The following is a 20016-nucleotide window of genomic DNA, read 5'->3' on the forward strand; positions in this document are numbered from 1 at the left end:
CGTTCCCGGCCTCACCCTTCTTGCTAGCAGCCGCGGGCCCCGCGTGCTGCGTCATGTGCGGCCAGTCCAGTGACGCGGGCGCGCCGGGAGGGCAGCGGGGCGGTGTGCCGGCCCGCCGCGGGACGCGCGAGGTGCGGCGGGGTGCCGGCCTGGGGCTCCTTGCGCACGAAGGCGCGGCGCAGGGCGTGATAGGGCGCCTGCGGGTCGAAGAAGGTCCGGCGCATCCGCTCCAGCTCGGCCTCCCGGTAGGCGGACAGGGGCTTCTCGGCCTCGTCGCGGTCGCGGAACGCCTTCTTTCCGGCGATCCGGGCGGCTGCGCCGGGCAGGGCGGCCAGCTGGGCGGCGAGCCGTGCGGTCTCCCCGGCGAAGGCCCCGGGGGCGCAGGGGATCGTGCGGTCGACGAGGCCGAGCCGCTGGGCTGCGTCGGCGCTCAGAGGCAGGGCTTCGCTCGTGAGGCGGTCCGCGACGCCGGCGCCGACGCGGCGAGGAAGGGTGTACGTCCAGTACTCGGAACCGTACAGGCCCATCAGGCGGTAGTGCGGGTTGAGGACGACGCCGGAGCGGCACCAGACCTCGTCGGCGGCGAGGGCGAGCATGACCCCTCCGGCGGCGGCGTTGCCGCCGAGCGCGCTGACGACCAGGCGGTCGGTGGTGGTGAGGACCGCCTCGACGAGGTCGTCCATGGCGTTGATGTTGGCCCAGGATTCGGCGGCGGGGTCGGGGGCCGCCTCGATGACACCGAGGTGGATGCCGTTGGAGAAGAAGTCGCGGCCGCCGCCCAGGACGAGGACGCCGGTGGGGCGGGCGCAGGCGGCGCGGTAGGCGTCCAGCAGCCGGCGGCACTGGTCGGTGCTCATGGCGCCGCCCGGGAAGGAGAACGACAGGAAGCCGGTCCGCCCCTCCTCCCGGTAGCCGATGTCGGACCAGGCGCTCTCGCGCGGGCCGGCATGGAGCGGGGCGGAGAGCGGGGCGGGGAGCTCCGGCAGCGGGGGCAGACGGTGGGCGAGGGCCACGGTCGCGGGCAGTCTGGGCGCGGCGGGGCCGCCGGGCGCGCGCGGGGCCCGCAGCTCCGGGATCCAGACGGCGCCGTCGGCGGTGGCCCGGCAGATGGCACCCGCCCGGGTCGCCAGCAGTTCCCCGGGGCGGCCGCGCAGGCCCTCGTGCGGGTGGACCGGGTGGCCGCCGTGCAGGAACCACTGCTCGCCCAGCAGCTCGTCCCGTACGCCGGGCTGCGAGTCGGCGGCGCGCAGGGTCCGCAGGACGTGTGCGGTGGGGTCGGTGCGCCAGTCGATGCGCCGGTGTTCCTGCCGCATGGCGGGACGGGCGCGTCCGCCGGTCTGCGGCCGGGGCGCGTAGGTGCCGGAGGCGAAGCGCTCGACGGCGAGGACGACGGCCTCCAGGGCCGCGTCGGCGATCTCGCCGCGGTAGAGGTCGCTCTTGCCGACGGGCGGCAGGGGACATGCGGCGTGGGCCCAGACGGCGCCGGCGTCCATCTCGGCCTCGGCCTGCAGGACGGTGACGCCCCAGGTCGCCGCCTGTTCCCGGATGGCCCAGTCCAGGGAGGAGGGGCCGCGGTCGCCGACCGGCCCGGGATGGACGATCAGGCAGGTGTGTGCGGTCCAGACCTCCTCGGGGATGGCGGTGCGCAGCATGGGGGCGATCACGAGGTCGGGCCGGTGGTGGCGGACGACGGAGGCGTCGAGCGGGGCGGCGGGCAGGGCGATCTCGACCGCCACGCTGTGGCCCAGGTCGCGCAGTTCGGCGTGGACCCGCTGTGTCAGGCTGTTGAAGGCGCTCGCGACGAGCAGGACGTGCACGTGATCTCCCAGCGGCGACCCGGAGCCGCGACGACGGGCGCCCGGCTGATCATGACCGGAGCATGACCGGCCGCCTGAGATGGTCGGGTACGCGGGCCGCGGCACGCCCGGAGCCGAGCGGTGATGTCACTCGAAAGCGCGTGCACCGGCGGCCACTCGGCGGCAGCCCGGGCACGCGGAACGGGCGTCGACTCCGCCAGCGGCCCGGGTACACGGAACAGGTGCCGATTCGGCGGCGCCCGGGCACGCGGATCAGGCGGCCGGGAAGATCCGGTCCAGGTGGTGGCGCAGGACCGCCGCGGCGGAATCCGGGGTGCGCTGGCCCACCAGGACGCTGGTGCCGAGCCCCGCCGACAGGGCGAGGAGGGTGATCGCCTCGGTCCGCGGGTCCGTGCCGGGGGCGGCCTGCCCCGCCTCGACGGCCTGTTCCAGGAGGCCGGTCACGGCGTCTTCGGCGGCGTTCGGGGCGTCGATGAACGGCTGGGCGGCCAGCGCCGGATCCGTCAGCGCCAGTGCGGCGTACGCGGTGTAGACGATGTGAAAGGTACGGCCGGCCTCATCGGTGGGCAGCGCCTCCGCCAGCAGCGCCTCGATGGCCAAGCGGGGGCCGGGCTCCTCCCCGGCGGCCCGCATCCGCGCGGCGACGCGGAGGCCGAAGCCTTCGGCGAGGTGGCGCAGCCCGTAGAGGAGGAGCTTCTCCTTCGTCTCGAAGTAGTACTGGACCAGGCGCAGGGATACCCCCGCCTCGGCCGCCACGTCGCGCATGCCGACCGCGTGGAGCCCGCGCCGGGCGGCGACGGCGACCAGGGCTTCCGCGATCTGGCTGCGCCGCTCCTCGTGGTCCACGCGCTTCGGCATCCGGTCCGTCTCCGCCCGTCGGTGCGGCCCGCCCGCGGGGCCCCCGTGCAAATTTCATGGTACCGACGTACCAACGCCACCCCGTCACGGGGCGGCGTGGAGGTGGACGCGCCGAGGGGAGTCGGCGAGCGCCCGCGGCAACCCCGGCCGGGGGCCACCCCCTCGGCGGGTCCGCCGGCAGGCCCGGCCGGCGGCCCCGCCGACGCCTGACCACTGCGGCGCCCCCGCCGGGCGCCGTGCGGCCGCTCGCACGGGGCGTTGTCAGACCCCTGCGCGAAGATCACGGCATGACGACGACCACCCCTCCCGCCCTGGCCGGCCGCGACGAGTACGCGGATGCGATCGGCGCCGCCCTCAGGGCGTCCGCCGCGTATTACGGCAGCGGGGAATCCGCCCTGGACGACGCCTCGTTCGACCTGCTCCTCGGACTGATACGGGCCTACGAGGAGCGGTATCCGCAGCACGCCGACGTCGCGTCGCCCACGGGCAAGGTGGCGGGCGGGGCCGTGCCGGCCGGGGACGTGGCGCACACGGCGGCGATGCTCTCGCTGGGCAACGTCTTCGGCCCGCAGGAGCTGCTGGACTGGGAGGCCTCGCTCGTGCGGCGGCTCGGCGCGCCCGTCACGGGCGGGTACGCGGTGGAACTCAAGCTCGACGGGGCCTCGCTGGCCGCGCGCTACCGCGACGGCCGGCTGGTCCAGCTCGTCACACGGGGCAACGGCGCCGGCGGCGAGGACGTCTCGCACGCGATCGGCACGATCACCGGTCTTCCCCGCGAGCTGGCCACGGCCGCCTCGTTCGAGGTGCGCGGCGAAGTCCTGCTGACCACCGAGCAGTTCGAGCGGGCGAACGCCGTGCGCGCCGAGCACGGGGCCGGCCCCTTCTCCAATGCCCGCAACGGCGCGGCCGGCACGCTGCGGGCCAAGGGCCGCCCCTACACCGTGGAGATGAGCTTCTGGGCCTTCGGCGCGGTCGGCCAGGACGGCGGCGACACGCTCCCCGGCGCCACGCACGCCGAACTGATGGCGTACCTCGGCGCGGCCGGCGTGCGCACCGCTGCCGACACCCCCGCCGGTCTGACGGTGGTGGACACGATCGCCGGGGTGCAGGAGCAGGTCGACCGCATCGCCGCGCTCCGCCCCCGGCTGCCGTTCGGGATCGACGGGGTCGTCGTCAAGCTGAACGCCGTGGAGGAGCAGACGGCCGCCGGCAGCGGCTCGCGCCATCCGCACTGGGCGACGGCCTACAAACTGCCCGCCGCGCAGCGGCGCACCCGGTTGCTGGAGGTGACCTGGTCCGTGGGCCGCACGGGCGTGCTCGCGCCCACCGCGGTCCTCGAACCGGTGGAGATCGACGGTTCGGTGGTGCGGCACGCCACGCTCCACAATCCCGCCGACATCGAGCGCCGGGGGCTGCGCATCGGGGACGTCGTGACCGTCTGCAAGGCAGGGGACGTCATACCGCGCGTGGAGGCTCCGGTCGTGGCTCTGCGCACCGGGCAGGAGCGGCCGGTCGAGCCGCCGGCCGTCTGCCCCGGCTGCGGCGGGGAGATCGACCGCTCCCAGGAGCGGTGGCGTTGCGCGCAGCCGGCCGACTGCGGGCGGATCGCAGCGGTCCTGTACGCCGCCGGGCGCGACCAGCTCGACATCGACGGCCTGGGCGAGAAGTACGTACGGGCGCTCGTCGAGGCGGGCGCGGTCCGGGACGTGGCGGACCTGTTCACGCTGGACCACGCCCGCCTCGCGCTGGCCGCCGGCAGCGACAAGCGGGCGGTGAGGCTGCGGGAGCAGATCGAGGCGGCCAAGGACCGGCCCCTGTCACGGGTGTTCTGCGCCCTCGGCGTCCTCGGCACCGGGCGCGGCATGTCCCGGCGGATCGCCCGCCACTTCGGGACCATGGAGGCCGTCCGGGCCGCCGACGCGGCGGCGATGACGGCGGTGGAGCTGGTCGGCGACGCGAAGGCGGCGGCGATCGTCGCCCAGGTCGCGGCGCTCGGGCCGGTCATCGACAAGCTCGCGGCCGCCGGGGTCAACCTGACGGAGCCGCAGGCCGGGCCCCCTGTCGGGGCGGGCGCCGGTGAGGCGGGCGCCGGTGAGGCGGGGGCCGGTGGCGGTGCGGAGGACGGGGCCGCCGAAGGGGCCGCACCGCTGGCCGGCCAGACCGTGGTGGTCACCGGCCGGATGGCGGGTGCGCTCGCGGCCTACGACACCCGCGACAAGGTCCGCGAGCTGATCGAGCGCGCGGGCGGCAGGTCCGCGAGCGGCGTCTCGGGGCGGACGACCCTGCTCGTGGCCGGCGAGAAGGCGGGCGGCAAGGTGGCCAAGGCGCAGCAGGCCGGGATCGAGATCGTGGGCGAGGACGCCTTCGCCGAGCGGATCGCGGCCTTCCTCACCCGCTGAGCCGGTTGCGGTGGCCCGCTCCCCGGGCCCGGCGGCGGCCGTGACGACCTTGGTGACCGCCAGGACCGGCGGGGCCGGTGAGACCCACCGGTGGCCGCAGGGGTCGAAGGCCACTACCACCGGTTCTCCGGGCCGCTGGCGCCAGGAGATCCGGTCCGGGGCGCCCTCGCACACCGGACAGCCGGGCAGCGGACCGGGCTCGGGGGAGCGCTCGGGTGCGGCCACGAGCGGGGTGGGGTGCGGATCGCGCATGAGGGCTCCCTGGTCGTGCGGGGGGACTGATCGCGTGCCATGGACCGGTCCCCGTCCGCACGGGCGGATCCTCCAGTGTTCCGGCTGGTCGGAGGTGTGACCGACCGGTGTGTTCCGGTCCTCTCCAGGGCCCTTGGTGACCGCCCGCGCCCGCCGCCGGGCCCGGGCTCCACCGCGGCCCGTACGGGACGGGACGCCGGCACGGGGCCGGAACCGTACGTACGGAAGCGCCGCCGAGCCGGGACCGTACGTACGGAAGCGCCGGCCGAGCCGGAACCATACGTGCGAAGACGCCTGCCGAGCCCGGACCGGACGTGCGAAGGCGCCGACGGGCGCGGGACCGTACGAGGTCCCGCGCCCGTCGGCGCCTGGCGTTCCCGACTGCGGGGCCGCCGGTCAGGCCGGTGTGCCGACCTCGGGGTGGTCGGCCAGCCAGGCGCGGACCGCCTGCTGCTCCTTGCCCTTGCCGGTGGTCTGGATCTTCGCTTCCAGACTGGTCAGCTGCTCCTCGGTGAGCTTGAAGGAGCGCAGCCACTCGGCCACCTCCGGCTCGTCGGCGGCGAAGCCCTTGCGCGCCAGGGTGTGGATCCCGTCGCCCTTGCCCCAGGCGCCCTTCGGGTCCTCCAGCTTGGTGAGCTCGTAGGAGGAGTACGCCCAGTGCGGCGACCACAGCACGACCGCGACGGGCTCCTTCTTCTCGTACGCCCGCTTCAGCTCGGCGAGCATGCCGGGGGTGGACCCGTCGACGACCTGGTACTCGCCCTCCAGGCCGTACTCCTTGAGGACCTCGTCCTTCAGGATGGACATCTCGCCGGCGCTCGGCTCGATGCCGATGATGCGGCCCTTGAACTGGGCGGACTTGCCCTTCAGATCGGCGAGGGAGCGCACGTCCTTCACGTAGGAGGGCACGGACAGCTCCAGCGAGGTGGGCCCGTACCAGGAGCCGAGGTCCTCCAGCTTGTTCCCGTACTTCTCCCAGTACTGGGCGTGCGTCACGGGCAGCCAGGAGTCCGTCTGGAAGTCGAGCTGCCCGCCGGCCAGGCCGGTGTAGAGCGCCCCGGCCTCCAGCTGGCGCGCATCGACCTCGAAGCCGCGCCGCTCCAGGAGTTCCTTCCACAGGAAAGTGGAGGCGATGCCCTCGTCCCAGGGGATGTAGCCGAGGGAGAGCGTGCGGCCCTTGCCGACGTCCGCGGCGCCCTTCGGGCCGGTCTTCCCGGCGGAGCCGGCGAAGGTGCTCATGCCGCCCGCGACGAGGGCGAGGACGACGGCCCCGGTGATCGCGTAGGCGGGCCGGGGGCGGTGGTTCCAGAGCTTGCACGCGCCGGTGGCGGCGGTCCGCGCCTTGGCGAGGGCGCGCCGGCCGAGCGGGGAGACCTGGCGGCCGAGCGCCCCGGTCATGCGGTCGAGGTACATGGCCAGGATGACGATGGAGACGCCCGCCTCGAAGCCGAGGCCGATGTCGACGTTGCCGATGGCCCGGTAGACGGCGCCGCCCAGTCCGCCGCCGCCGACCATGCCGGCGATGACGACCATGGACAGGCCGAGCATGATGACCTGGTTGACGCCCGCCATGATGGTGGGCAGGGCCAGCGGCAGCTGGACGCGGACGAGGGTGTCCCGCGGCGTGGTGCCGAAGGCGTCGGCGGCCTCGACCAGTTCCGGGTCGACCTGGCGGATGCCGAGTTCGGTCATGCGCACGCCGGGCGGCAGCGCGAAGATGATGGTCGCGATGATCCCGGGCACGACGCCCACCCCGAAGAAGATGATGCCGGGGATGAGGTAGACCATGGCCGGCATGGTCTGCATGAAGTCCAGGACGGGCCGCAGGACGGCGCTGACCCGGTCGGACCGCGAGGCCCAGATGCCGAGCGGGAGGGCGAAGACGAGCGTGACGAGCGTGGCCACCAGGACCAGCGACAGCGTGGACATGGCGTCGTCCCACAGGCCGACGGAGTCCACGAGTGCGAAACCCGCGAAGGCCAGCAGGCCCGCGAGGAGCCCGCGCAGCCACCAGGCCGCGACGGCGAGGATGCCCGCGAACAGCAGCGGGGCGGGCGCCGACAGGACGGCGTCGATGCCGTCGTAGAGGCCGGTGACGAGCGCGGTGATGGCGTCGAACAGCCAGGACAGGTGGCGCTGGAGGAAGTCGACACCGCTGTCGACCCAGTCGCCGAGGTGCAGGTGGGGCATCAGGCCGCCACCTCCGCGCAGGCCATCGGGGGCCGTTGTTCGTCCCCGATGAAGGCGATGAGACGGTCCTGCGGCACGGAGCCGACGACTTCGCCGTCGGTGCCGGTGACGGCGACCGGGTGCGGGACGCGGGCGCTGACGGCGCACAGGTCGGCGAGCGGGGTGTCCGCGGTGACGGTGGGGCAGTCACAGGCGTCCGCGTCGGCGGGGGGCCCGTCCATGACGGCGTCCGCCGTGAGCACGCGCGAGCGGTCGACGTCCTGGATGAAGGAGGCGACGTACTCGTCGGCCGGGCGGGTGAGGATGTCCTCGGCCGTGCCCTGCTGGACGATGCGGCCGTCGCGCATGACCGCGATGCCGTCGCCCAGGCGCATGGCCTCGTTGAGGTCGTGGGTGATGAAGACGATGGTCTTCTTCAGGCGCTTCTGCAGTTCGAGGAGCTGGTCCTGCATGTCCCGGCGGATCAGCGGGTCGAGGGCGCTGAAGGACTCGTCCATCAGCAGCAGGTCGGCGTCCGTGGCCAGCGCGCGGGCGAGGCCGACGCGCTGCTGCATGCCGCCGGAGAGCTCGTCGGGCCAGGACTTCTCCCAGCCGCCGAGCCCGCACAGCGCCAGTGCCTCGGCGGCCCGGCGTTCGCGCTCGGCCCGGGGGACACCCTGGACCTCCAGACCGTAGGCGGCGTTCTCCAGGACGTCGCGGTGCGGGAAGAGCGCGAAGTGCTGGAAGACCATGCTGATCTTGGTGGAGCGTACGCGGCGCAGCTCGCGCGGGCTGAGCCCGGTGAGGTCCTCGCCGTCGAAGAGGATGCGCCCTGCGGTGGGCTCCAGCAGTCCGTTGAGCATGCGCAGGAGCGTGGACTTGCCGGATCCCGACAGACCCATGACGACGAATATCTGGCCGGGCTCGACGCGGAAGGAGGCGTCGATGACCGCGGCCGTCGTCCCGTCGGCACGCAGCTCGTCGCGGTCGGCGCCGGCCGAGAGCGCTCGTACGGCGTCGTCGGGTCGTCTTCCGAACACCTTGTAGACGTGTTCGGCCTGGAGCGTGGACACATACACCTCGCGGGTCGTACCGGGTACGGCGCGCCGGGCGGGGCGGCGTGCCGCGGAGCGGGACGGGATCTGCCCGCGTGCGCCATGCCAGGGCCCGAGAGGGCCGGAAGGCATGGTTCCGCTCCAGCTGCGCTGGTTCCCGTCGTTCACGAGAGCAAACGCAAAGGTGACTCACCTCACGCCGGCGTCCCGCATCCCGGACCGTCGGGACCGACGCGGATCGAACGGCCCCGGGCGGGTATCTGCGGCCCATGAAGCCAATCAGGATCACGCAGCTGAAGCCGATGTGGGGCAGGCGGGCGACGCCGGAACCGAAGGCCCCGGTGGCCTCCGCCGGGCCGGGTGCCGTGGTGCGGGAGCGGAGGGAAGCCCCGCCCGCGGCGGGAGGCGCTGCGGTGCGGGAGCGGACGGAAGCCCCGCCCGCGGCGGGAGGCGCTGCGGTGCGGGAGCGGACGGAACCCCCGCCCGCCACGGAAGGCGCTGCGGTGCGGGAGCGCCCGCCCGCGCATCCCGTGGTCCGGGCGGTGGCGATGGTGGCGGCGCTCGCCGGGATGGTGGCCTTCAGCGTGGTCCTCGCGCGCCTGACGCTGGAGCCCTCCCCGGCCTCTACGGCGCTGACCTACAGCAACGTGCACCCGGGCCAGTCCATACGGGCCTACCTGGACCACGGGACGTTCCGGGAGACCATGCGGCAGGTCGGCGGGAACCTGCTGCTGGGTGTGCCGTTCGGGATCCTGCTGCCGGTCCTGGTGCCGCAGGCGCGGGGCCTGGCGCGGGTGGCGGTGTGCACGACGGTCGTGATGACGCTCGTCGAGCTGGTCCAGGGGGCGCTGGTCACCGGCCGGGCCTTCGACGTCGACGATGTGATCCTCAACACGGCGGGGGCCCTGCTGGGCTACCTGCTGCTGGGGCGGCGACTGGGCCGCGCGGTGCACCCGCGGCGCCACCACTGGTGGCACCGTTTCACCCGGCGGTCCTCCGCCGGGTGAGGAGTGCGTCCACCGGTCAGGCCCGGACGGCGGCCGTGGCTCCGGCCGCGGCCGCCGGCCCGTCCTGGAGCATGGAGGCGCGCAGGTGCCCGAGCAGGCGCGTCAGCAGCCGGGAGACCTGCATCTGGGAAATGCCCAGCTCGGCGCCGATCTGGGCCTGGGTCAGCTCCTGACCGAAGCGCATCCGCAGCATCTGGCGCTCCCGCTCGGTGAGCTGTTCCAGCAGCGGCGCCAGGGTCTGGATGTCCTCGACCAGCTCCATGGCCGGCTCCTCCTCGCCCATGACGTCGGCGAGCGTGTGCCCCTCGGACTGGCCGCCGTACTCGGCCTGCACGCCCTGCGGGGCGTCCAGCGAGCCGCTCGTGTGGCCGTTCGCCGCGAAGAGGCCCTCGATGACCTCTTCCTCGGAGAGGCCGAGGTGCTCGGCGAGGTCCGCGACGGTGGGCGAGCGGTCGAGCTCCGTGGTGAGCGCCTCCTTCGCCTTGGCGATGTCGATGCGCAGTTCCTGGAGCCGGCGCGGGACCCGCACCGCCCAGGTGGTGTCACGGAAGTGCCGCTTGATCTCGCCCGTGATGTACGGCATGGCGAGCGTGGAGAACTCGTTCTCGCGGCTCGGGTCGAACCGGTCGATGGCCTTGATGAGCCCGATGGTGCCGACCTGGACAATGTCCTCGAGGTCGCCGCCGTCGCCGCGGTTGCGGAAGCGCCGCACCGCGTACTGGACGAGTGAGGCGTTCATCTCGATGAGGGTGTTGCGGACGTACTGGTACTCCGGGGTGCCCTCGCTGAGCTCGCGCAGCCGCCTGAAGAAGACCTTCGACAGCTCCCGGGCGTCCGAGGGGGCCATCTCCCGGGGGTCGTCGATCCGGGGCAGGCCGGCCGTGCGTGCCACCTCGGCGCTGCGGCGCGGGGCGGGGACGACGGCGGACGCGGGGGCGGTGCTGGGGTCGGCGGCGGAGAGGGACGGGGCAGGGACCGGCATGGGGTTCGCTCCTTGGGCTGGTCGGCTTGCGGCGCGGGACCTTGACTGCGGTAGATAGTGGTCGGCTTCAGCTCTTACGTCAAGAATTACCGGAAATGCATTTCACGTCTTGCATCACATGAATGATGTAACGCATCATGAGCCCATGGGGAGTATGTCTCAGCGTCAGAATTGGACATTCCTGACCAATCACGCCCGTGTTCTGGTGGCCATCGCCCGGGACCCGGCCGTTAGGCTCAGGGACGTCGCCGCGGTCTGCGGACTGACCGAACGCACCGTGCAGACGATCGTCACCGACCTGGAGACGGACGGGTACCTGCGGCGCGTCCGCGACGGCCGGCGCAACCGCTACGAGATCTCCCCCGGCGCCGTCTTCCGCCACCCGGCCGAGGCCGGCGTCCAGGTCGCCGGCCTGCTCGCCCTCCTCACCGGCGCCCCCGCGGACCCCGACGCGCCCGCGCCGAGCCCCGACACGGACCCGGACACGGACGGCCCCGAGGAGGCCGGGGAGCCCGAGGGAGGGCTCATAGGCGGCGCTCCCTTGCCGGAACTCGCTTCGGACACCGCTCAGTAGCCCCGTTCGCCCCTCCCCCTGCGGGGCCGACTCCCCTTGTGCCGCCCGCCGCCGCCCCAGCCGTGCCCGCATGACCACGAGACCGCACTCATGGCGTCGCCGCGTCGCCGGCTCGCGCTCGCGTCCGCGCTCGCCGGGCACCTACGGGATCACGCGGAAGCCGGTGGCCGCCTGGTCTCCGCGGTCGCGGTGGAAGGTCAGGCTGTCCCGGGCGGGGTAGGCCAGGTCGGTGACGGCCAGCAGCCGCCCGCGGGAGTCGTGCAGGGTGCGGCGCACGGTCAGGCCGCCGGCCCGGGAAGCGGCCCGCGGGTGGGTGGTGCGGGTCATGGTGAGGGTCTCGGCGACCCGCCCGGCCGAGGCGGCGCGCTCCAGCCAGCGGTGCAGCGGGCCGAGGTCCTCGTCGCGGACCGAGGCGGGCCGGTCCCGGTAGCGGGCCAGTTCGGGGCTCTGCTCGAAGACGCCGGGCCCGAGGTAGGTGACGGCGTGCCGCAGGGTCTCCCCCGCTGGGCCGCGTTCGCGGTGGTGGTGGACCAGGGTGTGCTCGCCCCCGCCGAGGCCCAGCAGCGCGGCGAGCGATGGCGGCACGGTGACCACTGTGAGCCAGCTGTGCGCGAGGACGGGGACCGGCACGTATGGGGCCGCGGTCGCCGGCTCCGTCTCGGGGAGGGGCGGGCCGGCCGGCGTGCCGGATTCGGCAGCCCGGGCGTCGCCCCTGGAGCCGGCGCCGCCGCCGCCCCGGCCGGCCGTCGCGGCGGCCCGGGCACCGGCCTCACCGACGGCGAGGACGCCGGCCTCACCGGCGGCCCCCGCACCGGACGCACCGGCCGGGCGGGTGCCGCGGCGGCCGGTGACGACGAGGCCCTCCTCGCGCAGGTGCTGGAGCGCGGCCCTGATGGTCTGCCGGTTGACCTCGTAGCGGGCGGCCAGGCTGCGTTCGGAAGGCAGCCGGCCACCCGGCGTGAGGGCGGCGCGGTCGAGTTCGCGCCGCAGCTCTGCGGCGATCCGCTGGTACTTGGGCAAGGCGGCGGCCGGGCCGCCGCCCCGCGAAGGGGAGGGCATGGCTACTCCTCTGACGGATGGTCAAGGACTGCGCGGTCTGCCCGGCCAACCTAGCATTGGTCTATACCTCTGAGTGGGCGGGTGGGGAGGTACGCGCACCACCTTGGCCGATTCCCTACCCCCGCAGCGGGTTCGGCAGCGGCAGATAGCGGGCGTCCGCGCCGTCCGCCCCGGTCCAGCGCAGCAGCAGGTTGGTCTTGGCCGGCAGGCTGGGAGCGCTGAGCAGCTCGGCGATCTCGGGGAGCCCGCGCGTCGCGTCGTAGCGCAGGAACTCCTCCCGTACGGCCGGCCACAGGAGCGCGGAGATGTCCGGATGCCGATGGGACAGCGCTCCCGCCATTTCCGCCAGGTTGTTGACGACCAGGCAGTACACCAGACGCTGCCAGGCCGCCGCACGGCCCGCGTCGGGCAGCAGCTTGACCCCCTCCGCGTCGCGGAAGAGGGCCTGCACCGGCAGGCCGTCCGCGCCGACGGCGATGAGGGTGTTCTGCAGGTGGGCCTCCAGCACGATGCCGTGGCGGGCGAACAGCTCCAGCACCGGCGCCACCACCTGCCGCAGGTATGCGCGCCACCACCCCGCCGGGTCGCCGCCCCCCACCGTCGGGCCGCCGTCGTGGCCTTCGGCGAGGGCGGCCGCCAGCAGCGGGGTGGCCCCCGGGAGCGTGTGGGCGTGCGCGTCGTGGAGGCCGTCGCGGACCAGGACGGCGAGTTCCTCGAAGGCGAAGCCGGCGGTGCGGTAGCCCCGGTCGCCGAGCCAGGCGGCCGGGGAGCCGGCGTGGCGCAGCGCGGCGAAACCGGCCTCGACCGCCGCGTCGGTGCGGCGCAGCTTCAGCAGGTCGTGGCGCCACAGCCGGCGCACGTCGTTGGTGATCCGGACGTCGAGGCTGAACTTCACGAACAGGTCGGCCTGCCCGGGGACGTACAGGGTCCGGATCGAGGCGGTGGGCCACGCCGGCAGACGGCTCGGGCCGAGGTGCAGCAGCCGCCCGTCCGCGAGGGCCTCGCGGACGGGCGTCCGCGAGCCCACCAGGTCCAGCTGCCACGGGTGCGCGGGCAGCAGCCGGTATCCGGCGGGCGGGCGCGGCCCGTCGAGGGCGTCGGCCAGGGAGTCGAGGGCGGTCGCGGCGGCACGCCCGCCCTCCTCGGCCACCTGGTCCTCGCGCACTCCCAGGAAGACCAGCGGGAAGCGGGCGTGGGCCTCCGGCGCGTAGGGCAGCCAGCTCCCGGCCGGCGCCCCGCCGCGGGCCTTGGGAGCGGGGTGGTGCGGGTGGCCCATGACGAGGGACTGCTCGGAGAGGACGTACGGGTCCGCGGGCGCGTCGGCGGTGGCCCGGGCGGCCAGCAGCGCGGCGACGGTGTCGCGGCTGTCGGTGATCTCGACGGGCAGTTCGCCGTTCGGGACGCCGGTGTACTGGCGCAGCTCGTCGGCGACCAGTTTGACCAGCTCGGAGTGGTCGAGCAGGTGCCAGCCGTCCGCCGTGCGCACCTCCGGCCGCTCGGGCCGGCGGCCGCCCCGCACCCGGAGCATCCGGCCGCTGCCGAGGAGCCGGTGCACCGCGGTCCCGTGCGCCGCCTCCTCGTACGGGGCGGCGGCGTGGACCCCGGCCGCGGGCCCGGCATCGTGCGCCGCGGCCGCCGGTGCGACCGGCTCGGCGGCCTCCCGCAGCAGGCAGTTCAGGAGCGGGGTGGCGGCGTACGCGTCGGCGGCGGCGTTGAGGTCCACAGGTTCCATTCGGTCCATCCGGGTGCGCCGGCGGTGCGCGGGACGCGACCACCGGCCGTGATCTTCAGTATCCGCGATGATGACGTGATCATCACGGAGAACGACCTCCCGACGTCCGGAGCCCCGCATGTACCTTCCCGCCTCCCCCGCCGAAGAGGCCGTCGCGGCGGAGCTGGCCGTCGTGCGCCCCGAGCTCGGGACCGCCTACGCCGCTGCGCTCGGCGGCGCCCGGGCCGCCGTGCTGACCCGGCTGTGGCGGGCCCTCGCCTGCGAACCGCTGCCCTGGATCGTGGGCCGCGAAGCGGGTGCCGGGGGCCTGGCCGTGCTGCTGGCCGGAGGCGGCCGGCTGGAGGGCCCGGCGCCGGACCCTTACGCCACCGGTGCGTACGTGGAAGAACTACTGCTCGACGGGAAGGGCTACCGGCAGGCCGCCCGGCTGGTGGCGGCCCTCAAAGTGCCGCACGGCGAGGAGTTCGCCGCGGAGCTGGACGCCGGCACGGCCTCCCTCGCGCTCTCCCGCGCCGGGCAGCCGTCTCCCGGTCGCGACACCGCCGCGGCGGCCACCTGGGAGTGGGAGCAGCGGGTGGTCGACGGGCACCCGTACCACCCCAACTGCCGCTACCGGCCGGGCTTTTCGGTGGCCGAGGAGCTGGCCTACGCGCCCGAGCACCGGCCGGTGGTGCGGCTCGGGCTGGTCGCCGTACGGGCGCGGGAGTGCCTGGTCACGGGCGGCTGGCCGGCTGCGCTGCGCGACGGCGGACGGATCCTGCTGCCGGTGCACCCGTGGCAGGCGGAGCACGTGCTGGGGCGGGAGCGGGCCCGGCCGGGCCCGGCCGGACATCCGCTGATGGCCCTGCGGACCTTCGCCCCGGTGGCGGGCGGCCCGCACGTCAAGACGGCGTTGAGCACCCGGCTGACCTCCTCCGTACGGGACATCTCCGGCTACTCGATCGAGACGGCTGCGGCCGTCTCCGCCTTCGCCCAGACGCTGTCGCAGCGGCTGGAGGGCCGGCTGCACATCACCCGCACGCTGGGCGCCGTCACCGCGCACAGCCCGGACCTGGCGGCCGTGCTGCGCGAGCCGCCGGAGACCTACGCGGACGCGGCGGCCGGCGAGCGGGTGGTGCCGGTGGCCTCCCTGGCCTCGCTGCCGCAGGCGCGCTCGGCGGTGTGGCGGGGCGCCTTCGCCCGGCTCGCGCTCTCGGTGTGCCTGCGCGTGCTGGAGCTCGGGGTGGCCCTGGAGGCGCACGGGCAGAACCTGCTGGTGGTGCTCTCCCCCACCGGCGCTCCCCTGCGCCTGGTCTACCGGGACCTGGCGGACATCCGGATCAGCCCGGCCCGGCTGGCGCGGCACGGACTGCCCGTGCCGCCGCTGTCGGGCCGGCTGGTCACCGACGAGGTGCCGGCGCTGCGGCGCAAGCTGTTCGGCTCCCTGCTGACCGGGGCGCTGGCTGCCACGGCCGGCTCTGCCGGTGCCTTCGCCGAGGACCTCGGTGTGGCGGCGGGCCTGCCGGCCACCCCGGACACCGAGGCGCTGCTCACCGGGCCGCTGCCCACCAAAGCGCTCACGCTGATGCGGCTGAGCCCGGCTGTTCCGGGCGACCAGTGGGCGGAGCTGGCCAATCCGCTGGCCGGGGCGTGAGTCGCGGGCCCGGGCGGGCTACTGTCCAGGGGCATGACAGAGACCTCGTACCTGACCGCCGTACGGGCGTCCTACGACGCCGTCGCCGTCGACTACGCGCGCCTGGTCGGACGGGAATTGGACCACAGACCGCTGGACCGGGCCATGCTGGCGGCGTTCGCGGAGTGCGTGCGCGGCGGTGAGGGCGGCGGCCGGGCCGTCGCCGACCTGGGCTGCGGTCCGGGCCGGTTGACGGCGCGTCTGGACGGCATGGGTGTACGGGCCTTCGGCGTCGACTTGTCTCCGGCGATGGTGGCGGTGGCCCGCCGGAGCTATCCCGGGCTGCGGTTCGAGGTGGGTTCCATGACGGCACTGGACATCGCCGACGGCGTGCTCGGCGGGGTCCTGGCCTGGCATTCCACGATCCATACGCCGCCCGCCGGTCTGCCACCGGTGTTCGCCGAGTTCGCCCGGGTGCTGGCGCCGGGCGCTCACGCGCTGGTCGCCTTCGAGGCGGGTGACGAGAGGGTCCGGGTGGAGCAGGCCTACGGGCACCCCGTCGACCTTCCCGTCCACCGGGTCCCGCCGGACCTGGTGGCCGGGCTGCTCGCCGGGGCGGGTCTGACCGAGGTGGCCCGTCTGGTGCGGGCGCCGGACGGTGACGAGGAGTCCCCGCGGGGGTTCCTGCTCGCGCGAAAGGCCCCGGACACCGCCACCGGCGCGGGCGAAGCCGGGGCACGCCCCGCGTGAGGTTCCCGGCTCCCGGCCGCGGGGGTCGCCCCGCCCGTCGGGCGGATCGCCGGTCGGCCTCCGCAGCCTCCGGGCACGTCCACGTCGGGGGCCGAGACGGTCCGGGGTCACCCCGGACCGGACCGGCTTGGCGTGGCCCGGTCGGCCTGGCCTGGCGTGGCCTGACCCGTCTTGCCGGCCTGGCGTGGCGTGGCCCGGCCCCGCCGACATGGGGTGGCCGGAACATATGACAAGCCGGATGGTTCCGGCCGTGGGCCGTTCGGGGGTCAACGGGAGGCGTGTGGGCCCGCCTTCGCCGTGATCGGCGCGGGCGGTGGGAGGAAGGAGGCATGAGCCTTCATCGGCGCCGGGTCCTGGGCGGCGCGGTCGCTGCCGTCCTCGCCGGCGTCGGGGCGGCGGCCGGGCGGGGCCCCGACTACGGCGCGCTCGCCCGCGGGATCGACGGGCGGCTGGTGCTCCCGGCCGACGGGGACTACCCCGAGGCGCGGCAGCTCTTCCAGCCCCGCTACGACGCCGTCGCTCCGGCCGCGGTGGCCTACCCCGCGCACGTGGGCGACGTCGCCGTCTGCCTGGACTTCGCCCGCCGCTCCGGGACGCCCGTCGTCCCGCGCGGCGGCGGGCACGGCTACGCCGGCTGGTCCACCCGCGCGGCCGCCCTGGTGATCGACACCGGGGCCATGGCCGCCGTGGAGGTGGAGGGGGACGGCGTCCGGATCGGTGCGGGCGCCCGGCTGGGGGACGTCCACTCCGCCCTCGCCGGGCGGGGTCTCGCCGTCCCGACCGGGCTGTGCCCCTCCGTCGGCATCGCCGGGCTGACCCTCGGCGGCGGCCTCGGGCCGGCCTCGCGGGCGCACGGCACCACGGCCGACCGGCTCATCGGCGCCCGGGTGGTCACTCCCGACGGGGCCGTCCGCGAGGTGTCCACCGACCGGGACCCACAGCTGTACTGGGCCCTGCGCGGCGGCGGGGGCGGCAACTTCGGGATCGTCACCGAACTGCGCCTGCGCACCCACCGGGCCGACGACTGCGCCTTCGCCGAACTGCACTGGCCCGAAGCCGACTCGGCAGCGGTCCTGCGGGGCTGGCAGCGCTGGCTGGGCGCGTTGCCGGACCCGTTCTGGAGCCAGGTGGAGTTCACCGCAGAGGCCGGCGCGGCCGCGGGGCCCCCGGCGGTCCGCGTCGCGTGCCTCGACGGACGCGGCGAGCTGGAGCGGCAGTTGACCCGGCTGTCGGACCTGGTCGGCCCGCCGCTGCGGGACAGCTGGGTCGTCGTGCGCGGCTGGGGGGAGACCGCACGGGCCCTCTCGGGCTGTGCGGACCTGACCGCCGAGCAGTGCCGGCTGCCGGGGACCCTGCCCGGCCGCGGCCCGCGGGGCCTGCTGGAGCGGTCCTCGTACGCGGCGCGCTCCGACTTCTGGGCGGGTCCCGGGCTGCCGGACGCGGCGGTCCGCGCGGTGCTGGCCGGTGTCCGGCGGTACGCCGCCTCGGTTCCCCCCGGCGGCCGGGGGGTGGTGCAGTTCGACGGCGTCTGCGGGGGCGCGGTGAACCGGGTCCCGGCCGCCGCCACCGCCTTCGTCCACCGCGACAGCGCCTTCCTGGCCCAGTACCTCGCCTACTGGCCCGAATCCGCGCCGGCCGCCGAGGTGGCCCGCCACCAGGGCTGGCTCGACGGGCTCTGGCAGGACCTGCGCCCCTGGGCGACCGGCAGGGCGTACCAGAACTATGCCGACCCGAAGCTCGTCGGCTGGCGCGAGGCCTACTACGGGCCGAACCTCGCCCGGCTGGAGGAGGTCCGGCGCACCTACGACCCCGACCGGCTCTTCCGTTTCCCCCAGGCCCTCTAGTCCCCGGGCCCGCCACCGGGCCCTCTAGGAGTACCGCGATGCGACGTACGTTGACGATGGCCGTTGCGGCGGCCGCCCTGCTGCTGACGACCGGCCCGATGCCCGTCGCCGGGGCGGGCGGCGCCGCTCATGCGGCCGTGGGCCGCTGGTCCGCCCGCGAGGCGCAGTCCTTCTGGACCGCCGAGCGGATGGCCTCGGCCGTCCCGTTGCCCCCGGCGCATCCCGCACCGCCGGGCACGGAGCCCGTGACCGGACCCGCCGACGGCCCGGACCCGGCTGCGGCCGCGGCGCCGGCGGACGGGGTGCGGACGGAGCCGTCCGAGGTCCCCCTGCCGGCCGTGCCCCCGGCCCCGGACCCGACGGCGGCGGATCCGGCCGCACCTCCCGTCCTCCCGGCTCCGGCGCCGACGCCCAGCCCCACCGCGACGCCGGCCCCGAACCCCACTCCGGCCGCGACCGCCGCCCAGGTGGTGAAGCCGGTCGTGAAACCGGCTCCGGCCCCGCCCGCCTTCGCCGGGCCCGGTGTCGGCCAGGACTTCGACGGTGTCCCGGCCGTCGGCCGGATGTTCGTCGTCAAGGGCGGGGGTGCGTACTTCTGCACGGCGAGCGTGGTCGCCTCCCCCGGGCACAACCTCGTGCTGAGCGCGGCGCACTGCCTGACCGGCTCGGACACCCAGCGCGTTGCCTTCGTACCGCACTACACCCGCGCGAACCCGCAGCCGTACGGGATGTTCCCGGTCCTGCAGTCCGGCGGCCACTCCAGGATCTGGATCGATCCGCGCTACCGGTCGCGGGGCCCCGACCGGGCGGCAACGCTCGACGTGGCCTTCGCCCAGGTGGGCCCGGGCCGCGACGGCTTCGCGGTGGAGGACGTGGTCGGCGCGAACAGGCTGCTCACCCGCTCCGGTTACGCACACGCGCAGGTCACACTGATCGGGTACCCGGCCGCGGCCGCCCGCCCGCGGCTGTGCGTCAACCGGACGACGAAGTTCACCAGCGCCGATGCCCGGATCCCGGGATCGTTCCAGCGGATCGACTGCACGGGCTACCCGGGCGGGACCAGCGGCGGACCGTTCCTGCTCCACTACGACGCACGGACCGGGACCGGTGACGTGGTCGGCGTCATCGGCGGCTGGAAGACGGGCGGGGACAACGCCGACACGTCCTACAGCTCCTACTTCGGCGCGAGCGTCAGGAAGTTGTACGAGAAGGCGGCTGCCGCGGCGAAGGCGGGGTGAGGGCCCGGATCCAGCGTGTGCGGCGCGGGTTGCCCACCGCGCGCGGGGTCGCCGGGAGCCCGGCGGCGGTCAGGGGGTCGGCGGGCGCCAGCCCGAGCCGCCGGCGCAGCTCGGCGACGGCGGCGTGCACCGGGGCGAGGATGACCTCGGCGTCCGGAACGGTGTGCGCGAGGGCGTGGGCGGTGGTCTCGATCGTCTCGGCGGCGTCCTCGGCCGCGGTCCGGCTCCACCCGCCGAAGGCGCCGCCGCTCCGGGGCGCGACCGTGTCGTAGAGGTGGCAGGCGGCATCGGCCGCGGCGTCGGCCCGTTCCCCGACGCCCGGCGCCGCGATGGTCGGCAGTTCCATGCCGGGTCAACGATCGGCGTCCGCCGGGGGAACGGACGGCCCGGACCCGGCCGCCGGGCAACACGCGTGCGGACCGGCGTGCGGACCGGTGTGCGGACCCGTGTGACGGGTTGTCGGTGCGCTCAGGAGGCCACGACCTGCAGCCACAGGCGGAACAGGACGAGGGACACGAGGGAGGTCTGTTCCCCATGAAGGCGGCTCCGTCCAGGACGACGGCGGGGAACGGCACCGACAGCAGGTTGAGCACGATGGCCGCGTTGCAGGCGAGGACCAGCGGGGTCGCGAGCGAGGGGGCGACCGCGCGGGCCGGGCGCCGCACCGG

General features: G+C 75.2%; 15 protein-coding genes. 7 read left to right on the forward strand and 8 right to left on the reverse strand.

Going from position 1 to position 20016, the window contains the following annotated elements:
* Positions 1–23: 23 nt before the first annotated feature.
* Together AMK16_RS02935 and AMK16_RS02940 are read right to left on the reverse strand one after the other, a co-directional pair.
* On the reverse strand, positions 24–1817 hold the full coding sequence (locus AMK16_RS02935) for a hydrogenase maturation protein (protein ID WP_073908138.1): 1794 nt from the start codon (positions 1815–1817) through the stop codon (positions 24–26).
* Between the two features lie 252 nt (positions 1818–2069).
* Entirely contained in the window at positions 2070–2675 is a 606-nt protein-coding gene (locus tag AMK16_RS02940) for a TetR/AcrR family transcriptional regulator (protein WP_073908141.1), read from the reverse strand.
* A 287-nt stretch (positions 2676–2962) separates the two neighbouring features.
* Here AMK16_RS02940 and ligA point away from each other — a divergent pair, with 287 nt between their 5' ends.
* Positions 2963–5074: an NAD-dependent DNA ligase LigA gene (gene ligA, locus AMK16_RS02945; protein ID WP_073908144.1), complete on the forward strand. Its 2112-nt coding sequence runs from the start codon at positions 2963–2965 to the stop codon at positions 5072–5074.
* A 648-nt stretch (positions 5075–5722) separates the two neighbouring features.
* Here ligA and AMK16_RS02950 read toward each other — a convergent pair.
* Together AMK16_RS02950 and AMK16_RS02955 are read right to left on the reverse strand one after the other, a co-directional pair.
* A complete protein-coding gene (locus AMK16_RS02950; RefSeq protein WP_073908147.1) occupies positions 5723–7516 on the reverse strand; it encodes an ABC transporter permease/substrate binding protein in 1794 nt (597 codons plus the stop codon).
* A complete protein-coding gene (locus tag AMK16_RS02955; protein ID WP_073908150.1) occupies positions 7516–8568 on the reverse strand; it encodes a quaternary amine ABC transporter ATP-binding protein in 1053 nt (350 codons plus the stop codon). The genes AMK16_RS02950 and AMK16_RS02955 overlap by 1 nt, the downstream gene beginning before the upstream one ends.
* A 251-nt stretch (positions 8569–8819) precedes the next feature.
* On the opposite strand from AMK16_RS02955, the gene AMK16_RS36955 reads away from it, so the two are divergent.
* Positions 8820–9557: a VanZ family protein gene (locus tag AMK16_RS36955; protein WP_242438540.1), complete on the forward strand. Its 738-nt coding sequence runs from the start codon at positions 8820–8822 to the stop codon at positions 9555–9557.
* 16 nt (positions 9558–9573) lie between these two features.
* Here AMK16_RS36955 and AMK16_RS02965 read toward each other — a convergent pair whose 3' ends face one another.
* Positions 9574–10539, reverse strand: coding sequence for a SigB/SigF/SigG family RNA polymerase sigma factor (locus AMK16_RS02965; RefSeq protein WP_073908153.1), 966 nt, complete (start codon positions 10537–10539; stop codon positions 9574–9576).
* A 145-nt stretch (positions 10540–10684) separates the two neighbouring features.
* Here AMK16_RS02965 and AMK16_RS02970 point away from each other — a divergent pair, with 145 nt between their 5' ends.
* Positions 10685–11113 (forward strand): MarR family transcriptional regulator, encoded by a 429-nt coding sequence (locus AMK16_RS02970; protein ID WP_079191281.1) that lies wholly within the window; start codon positions 10685–10687, stop codon positions 11111–11113.
* A 141-nt stretch (positions 11114–11254) separates the two neighbouring features.
* On the opposite strand, the gene AMK16_RS36960 is transcribed toward AMK16_RS02970, so the two are convergent.
* On the reverse strand, positions 11255–12172 hold the full coding sequence (locus tag AMK16_RS36960) for a winged helix-turn-helix domain-containing protein (protein WP_073908156.1): 918 nt from the start codon (positions 12170–12172) through the stop codon (positions 11255–11257).
* Positions 12173–12287: 115 nt separating this feature from the next.
* Entirely contained in the window at positions 12288–13913 is a 1626-nt protein-coding gene (locus AMK16_RS02980; RefSeq protein WP_073908159.1) for an IucA/IucC family protein, read from the reverse strand.
* Between the two features lie 109 nt (positions 13914–14022).
* Between AMK16_RS02980 and AMK16_RS02985 the strand changes: the two genes are divergently transcribed.
* The 4 genes from AMK16_RS02985 to AMK16_RS38025 all read left to right on the forward strand — a co-directional run bounded on the left by AMK16_RS02985 (position 14023) and on the right by AMK16_RS38025 (position 19348).
* A complete protein-coding gene (locus AMK16_RS02985) occupies positions 14023–15537 on the forward strand; it encodes an IucA/IucC family protein (protein ID WP_073908162.1) in 1515 nt (504 codons plus the stop codon).
* A 33-nt stretch (positions 15538–15570) separates the two neighbouring features.
* Positions 15571–16266, forward strand: coding sequence for a class I SAM-dependent DNA methyltransferase (locus AMK16_RS02990; RefSeq protein ID WP_073908165.1), 696 nt, complete (start codon positions 15571–15573; stop codon positions 16264–16266).
* Between the two features lie 329 nt (positions 16267–16595).
* On the forward strand, positions 16596–18110 hold the full coding sequence (locus AMK16_RS02995; protein WP_073908168.1) for an FAD-binding oxidoreductase: 1515 nt from the start codon (positions 16596–16598) through the stop codon (positions 18108–18110).
* A 38-nt stretch (positions 18111–18148) separates the two neighbouring features.
* Entirely contained in the window at positions 18149–19348 is a 1200-nt protein-coding gene (locus AMK16_RS38025; RefSeq protein WP_143196786.1) for a trypsin-like peptidase domain-containing protein, read from the forward strand.
* On the opposite strand, the gene AMK16_RS03005 is transcribed toward AMK16_RS38025, so the two are convergent.
* Positions 19302–19694, reverse strand: coding sequence for a hypothetical protein (locus tag AMK16_RS03005; protein WP_073908174.1), 393 nt, complete (start codon positions 19692–19694; stop codon positions 19302–19304). The two genes, AMK16_RS38025 and AMK16_RS03005, sit on opposite strands and share 47 nt — an antisense overlap.
* Positions 19695–20016: the final 322 nt, after the last annotated feature.

It is taken from the genome of Streptomyces sp. CB00455 (genome assembly GCF_001905445.1).
Lineage (GTDB): Bacteria > Actinomycetota > Actinomycetes > Streptomycetales > Streptomycetaceae > Streptomyces.

Excerpts from the sequence above, each read along its gene's own strand:
- AMK16_RS02965 (WP_073908153.1), bottom strand. The coding sequence starts at position 10,539 with ATGCCGGTCCCTGCCCCGTCCCTCTCCGCCGCCGACCCCAGCACCGCC.
- AMK16_RS38025 (WP_143196786.1), top strand. The coding sequence starts at position 18,149 with ATGCGACGTACGTTGACGATGGCCGTTGCGGCGGCCGCCCTGCTGCTG.
- AMK16_RS02995 (WP_073908168.1), top strand. The coding sequence starts at position 16,596 with ATGAGCCTTCATCGGCGCCGGGTCCTGGGCGGCGCGGTCGCTGCCGTC.
- ligA (WP_073908144.1), top strand. The coding sequence starts at position 2,963 with ATGACGACGACCACCCCTCCCGCCCTGGCCGGCCGCGACGAGTACGCG.
- AMK16_RS02990 (WP_073908165.1), top strand. The coding sequence starts at position 15,571 with ATGACAGAGACCTCGTACCTGACCGCCGTACGGGCGTCCTACGACGCC.
- AMK16_RS03005 (WP_073908174.1), bottom strand. The coding sequence starts at position 19,694 with ATGGAACTGCCGACCATCGCGGCGCCGGGCGTCGGGGAACGGGCCGAC.
- AMK16_RS02985 (WP_073908162.1), top strand. The coding sequence starts at position 14,023 with ATGTACCTTCCCGCCTCCCCCGCCGAAGAGGCCGTCGCGGCGGAGCTG.
- AMK16_RS02950 (WP_073908147.1), bottom strand. The coding sequence starts at position 7,516 with ATGCCCCACCTGCACCTCGGCGACTGGGTCGACAGCGGTGTCGACTTC.
- AMK16_RS02970 (WP_079191281.1), top strand. The coding sequence starts at position 10,685 with ATGGGGAGTATGTCTCAGCGTCAGAATTGGACATTCCTGACCAATCAC.
- AMK16_RS02980 (WP_073908159.1), bottom strand. The coding sequence starts at position 13,913 with ATGGACCGAATGGAACCTGTGGACCTCAACGCCGCCGCCGACGCGTAC.
- AMK16_RS36955 (WP_242438540.1), top strand. The coding sequence starts at position 8,820 with ATGAAGCCAATCAGGATCACGCAGCTGAAGCCGATGTGGGGCAGGCGG.
- AMK16_RS02940 (WP_073908141.1), bottom strand. The coding sequence starts at position 2,675 with ATGCCGAAGCGCGTGGACCACGAGGAGCGGCGCAGCCAGATCGCGGAA.
- AMK16_RS36960 (WP_073908156.1), bottom strand. The coding sequence starts at position 12,172 with ATGCCCTCCCCTTCGCGGGGCGGCGGCCCGGCCGCCGCCTTGCCCAAG.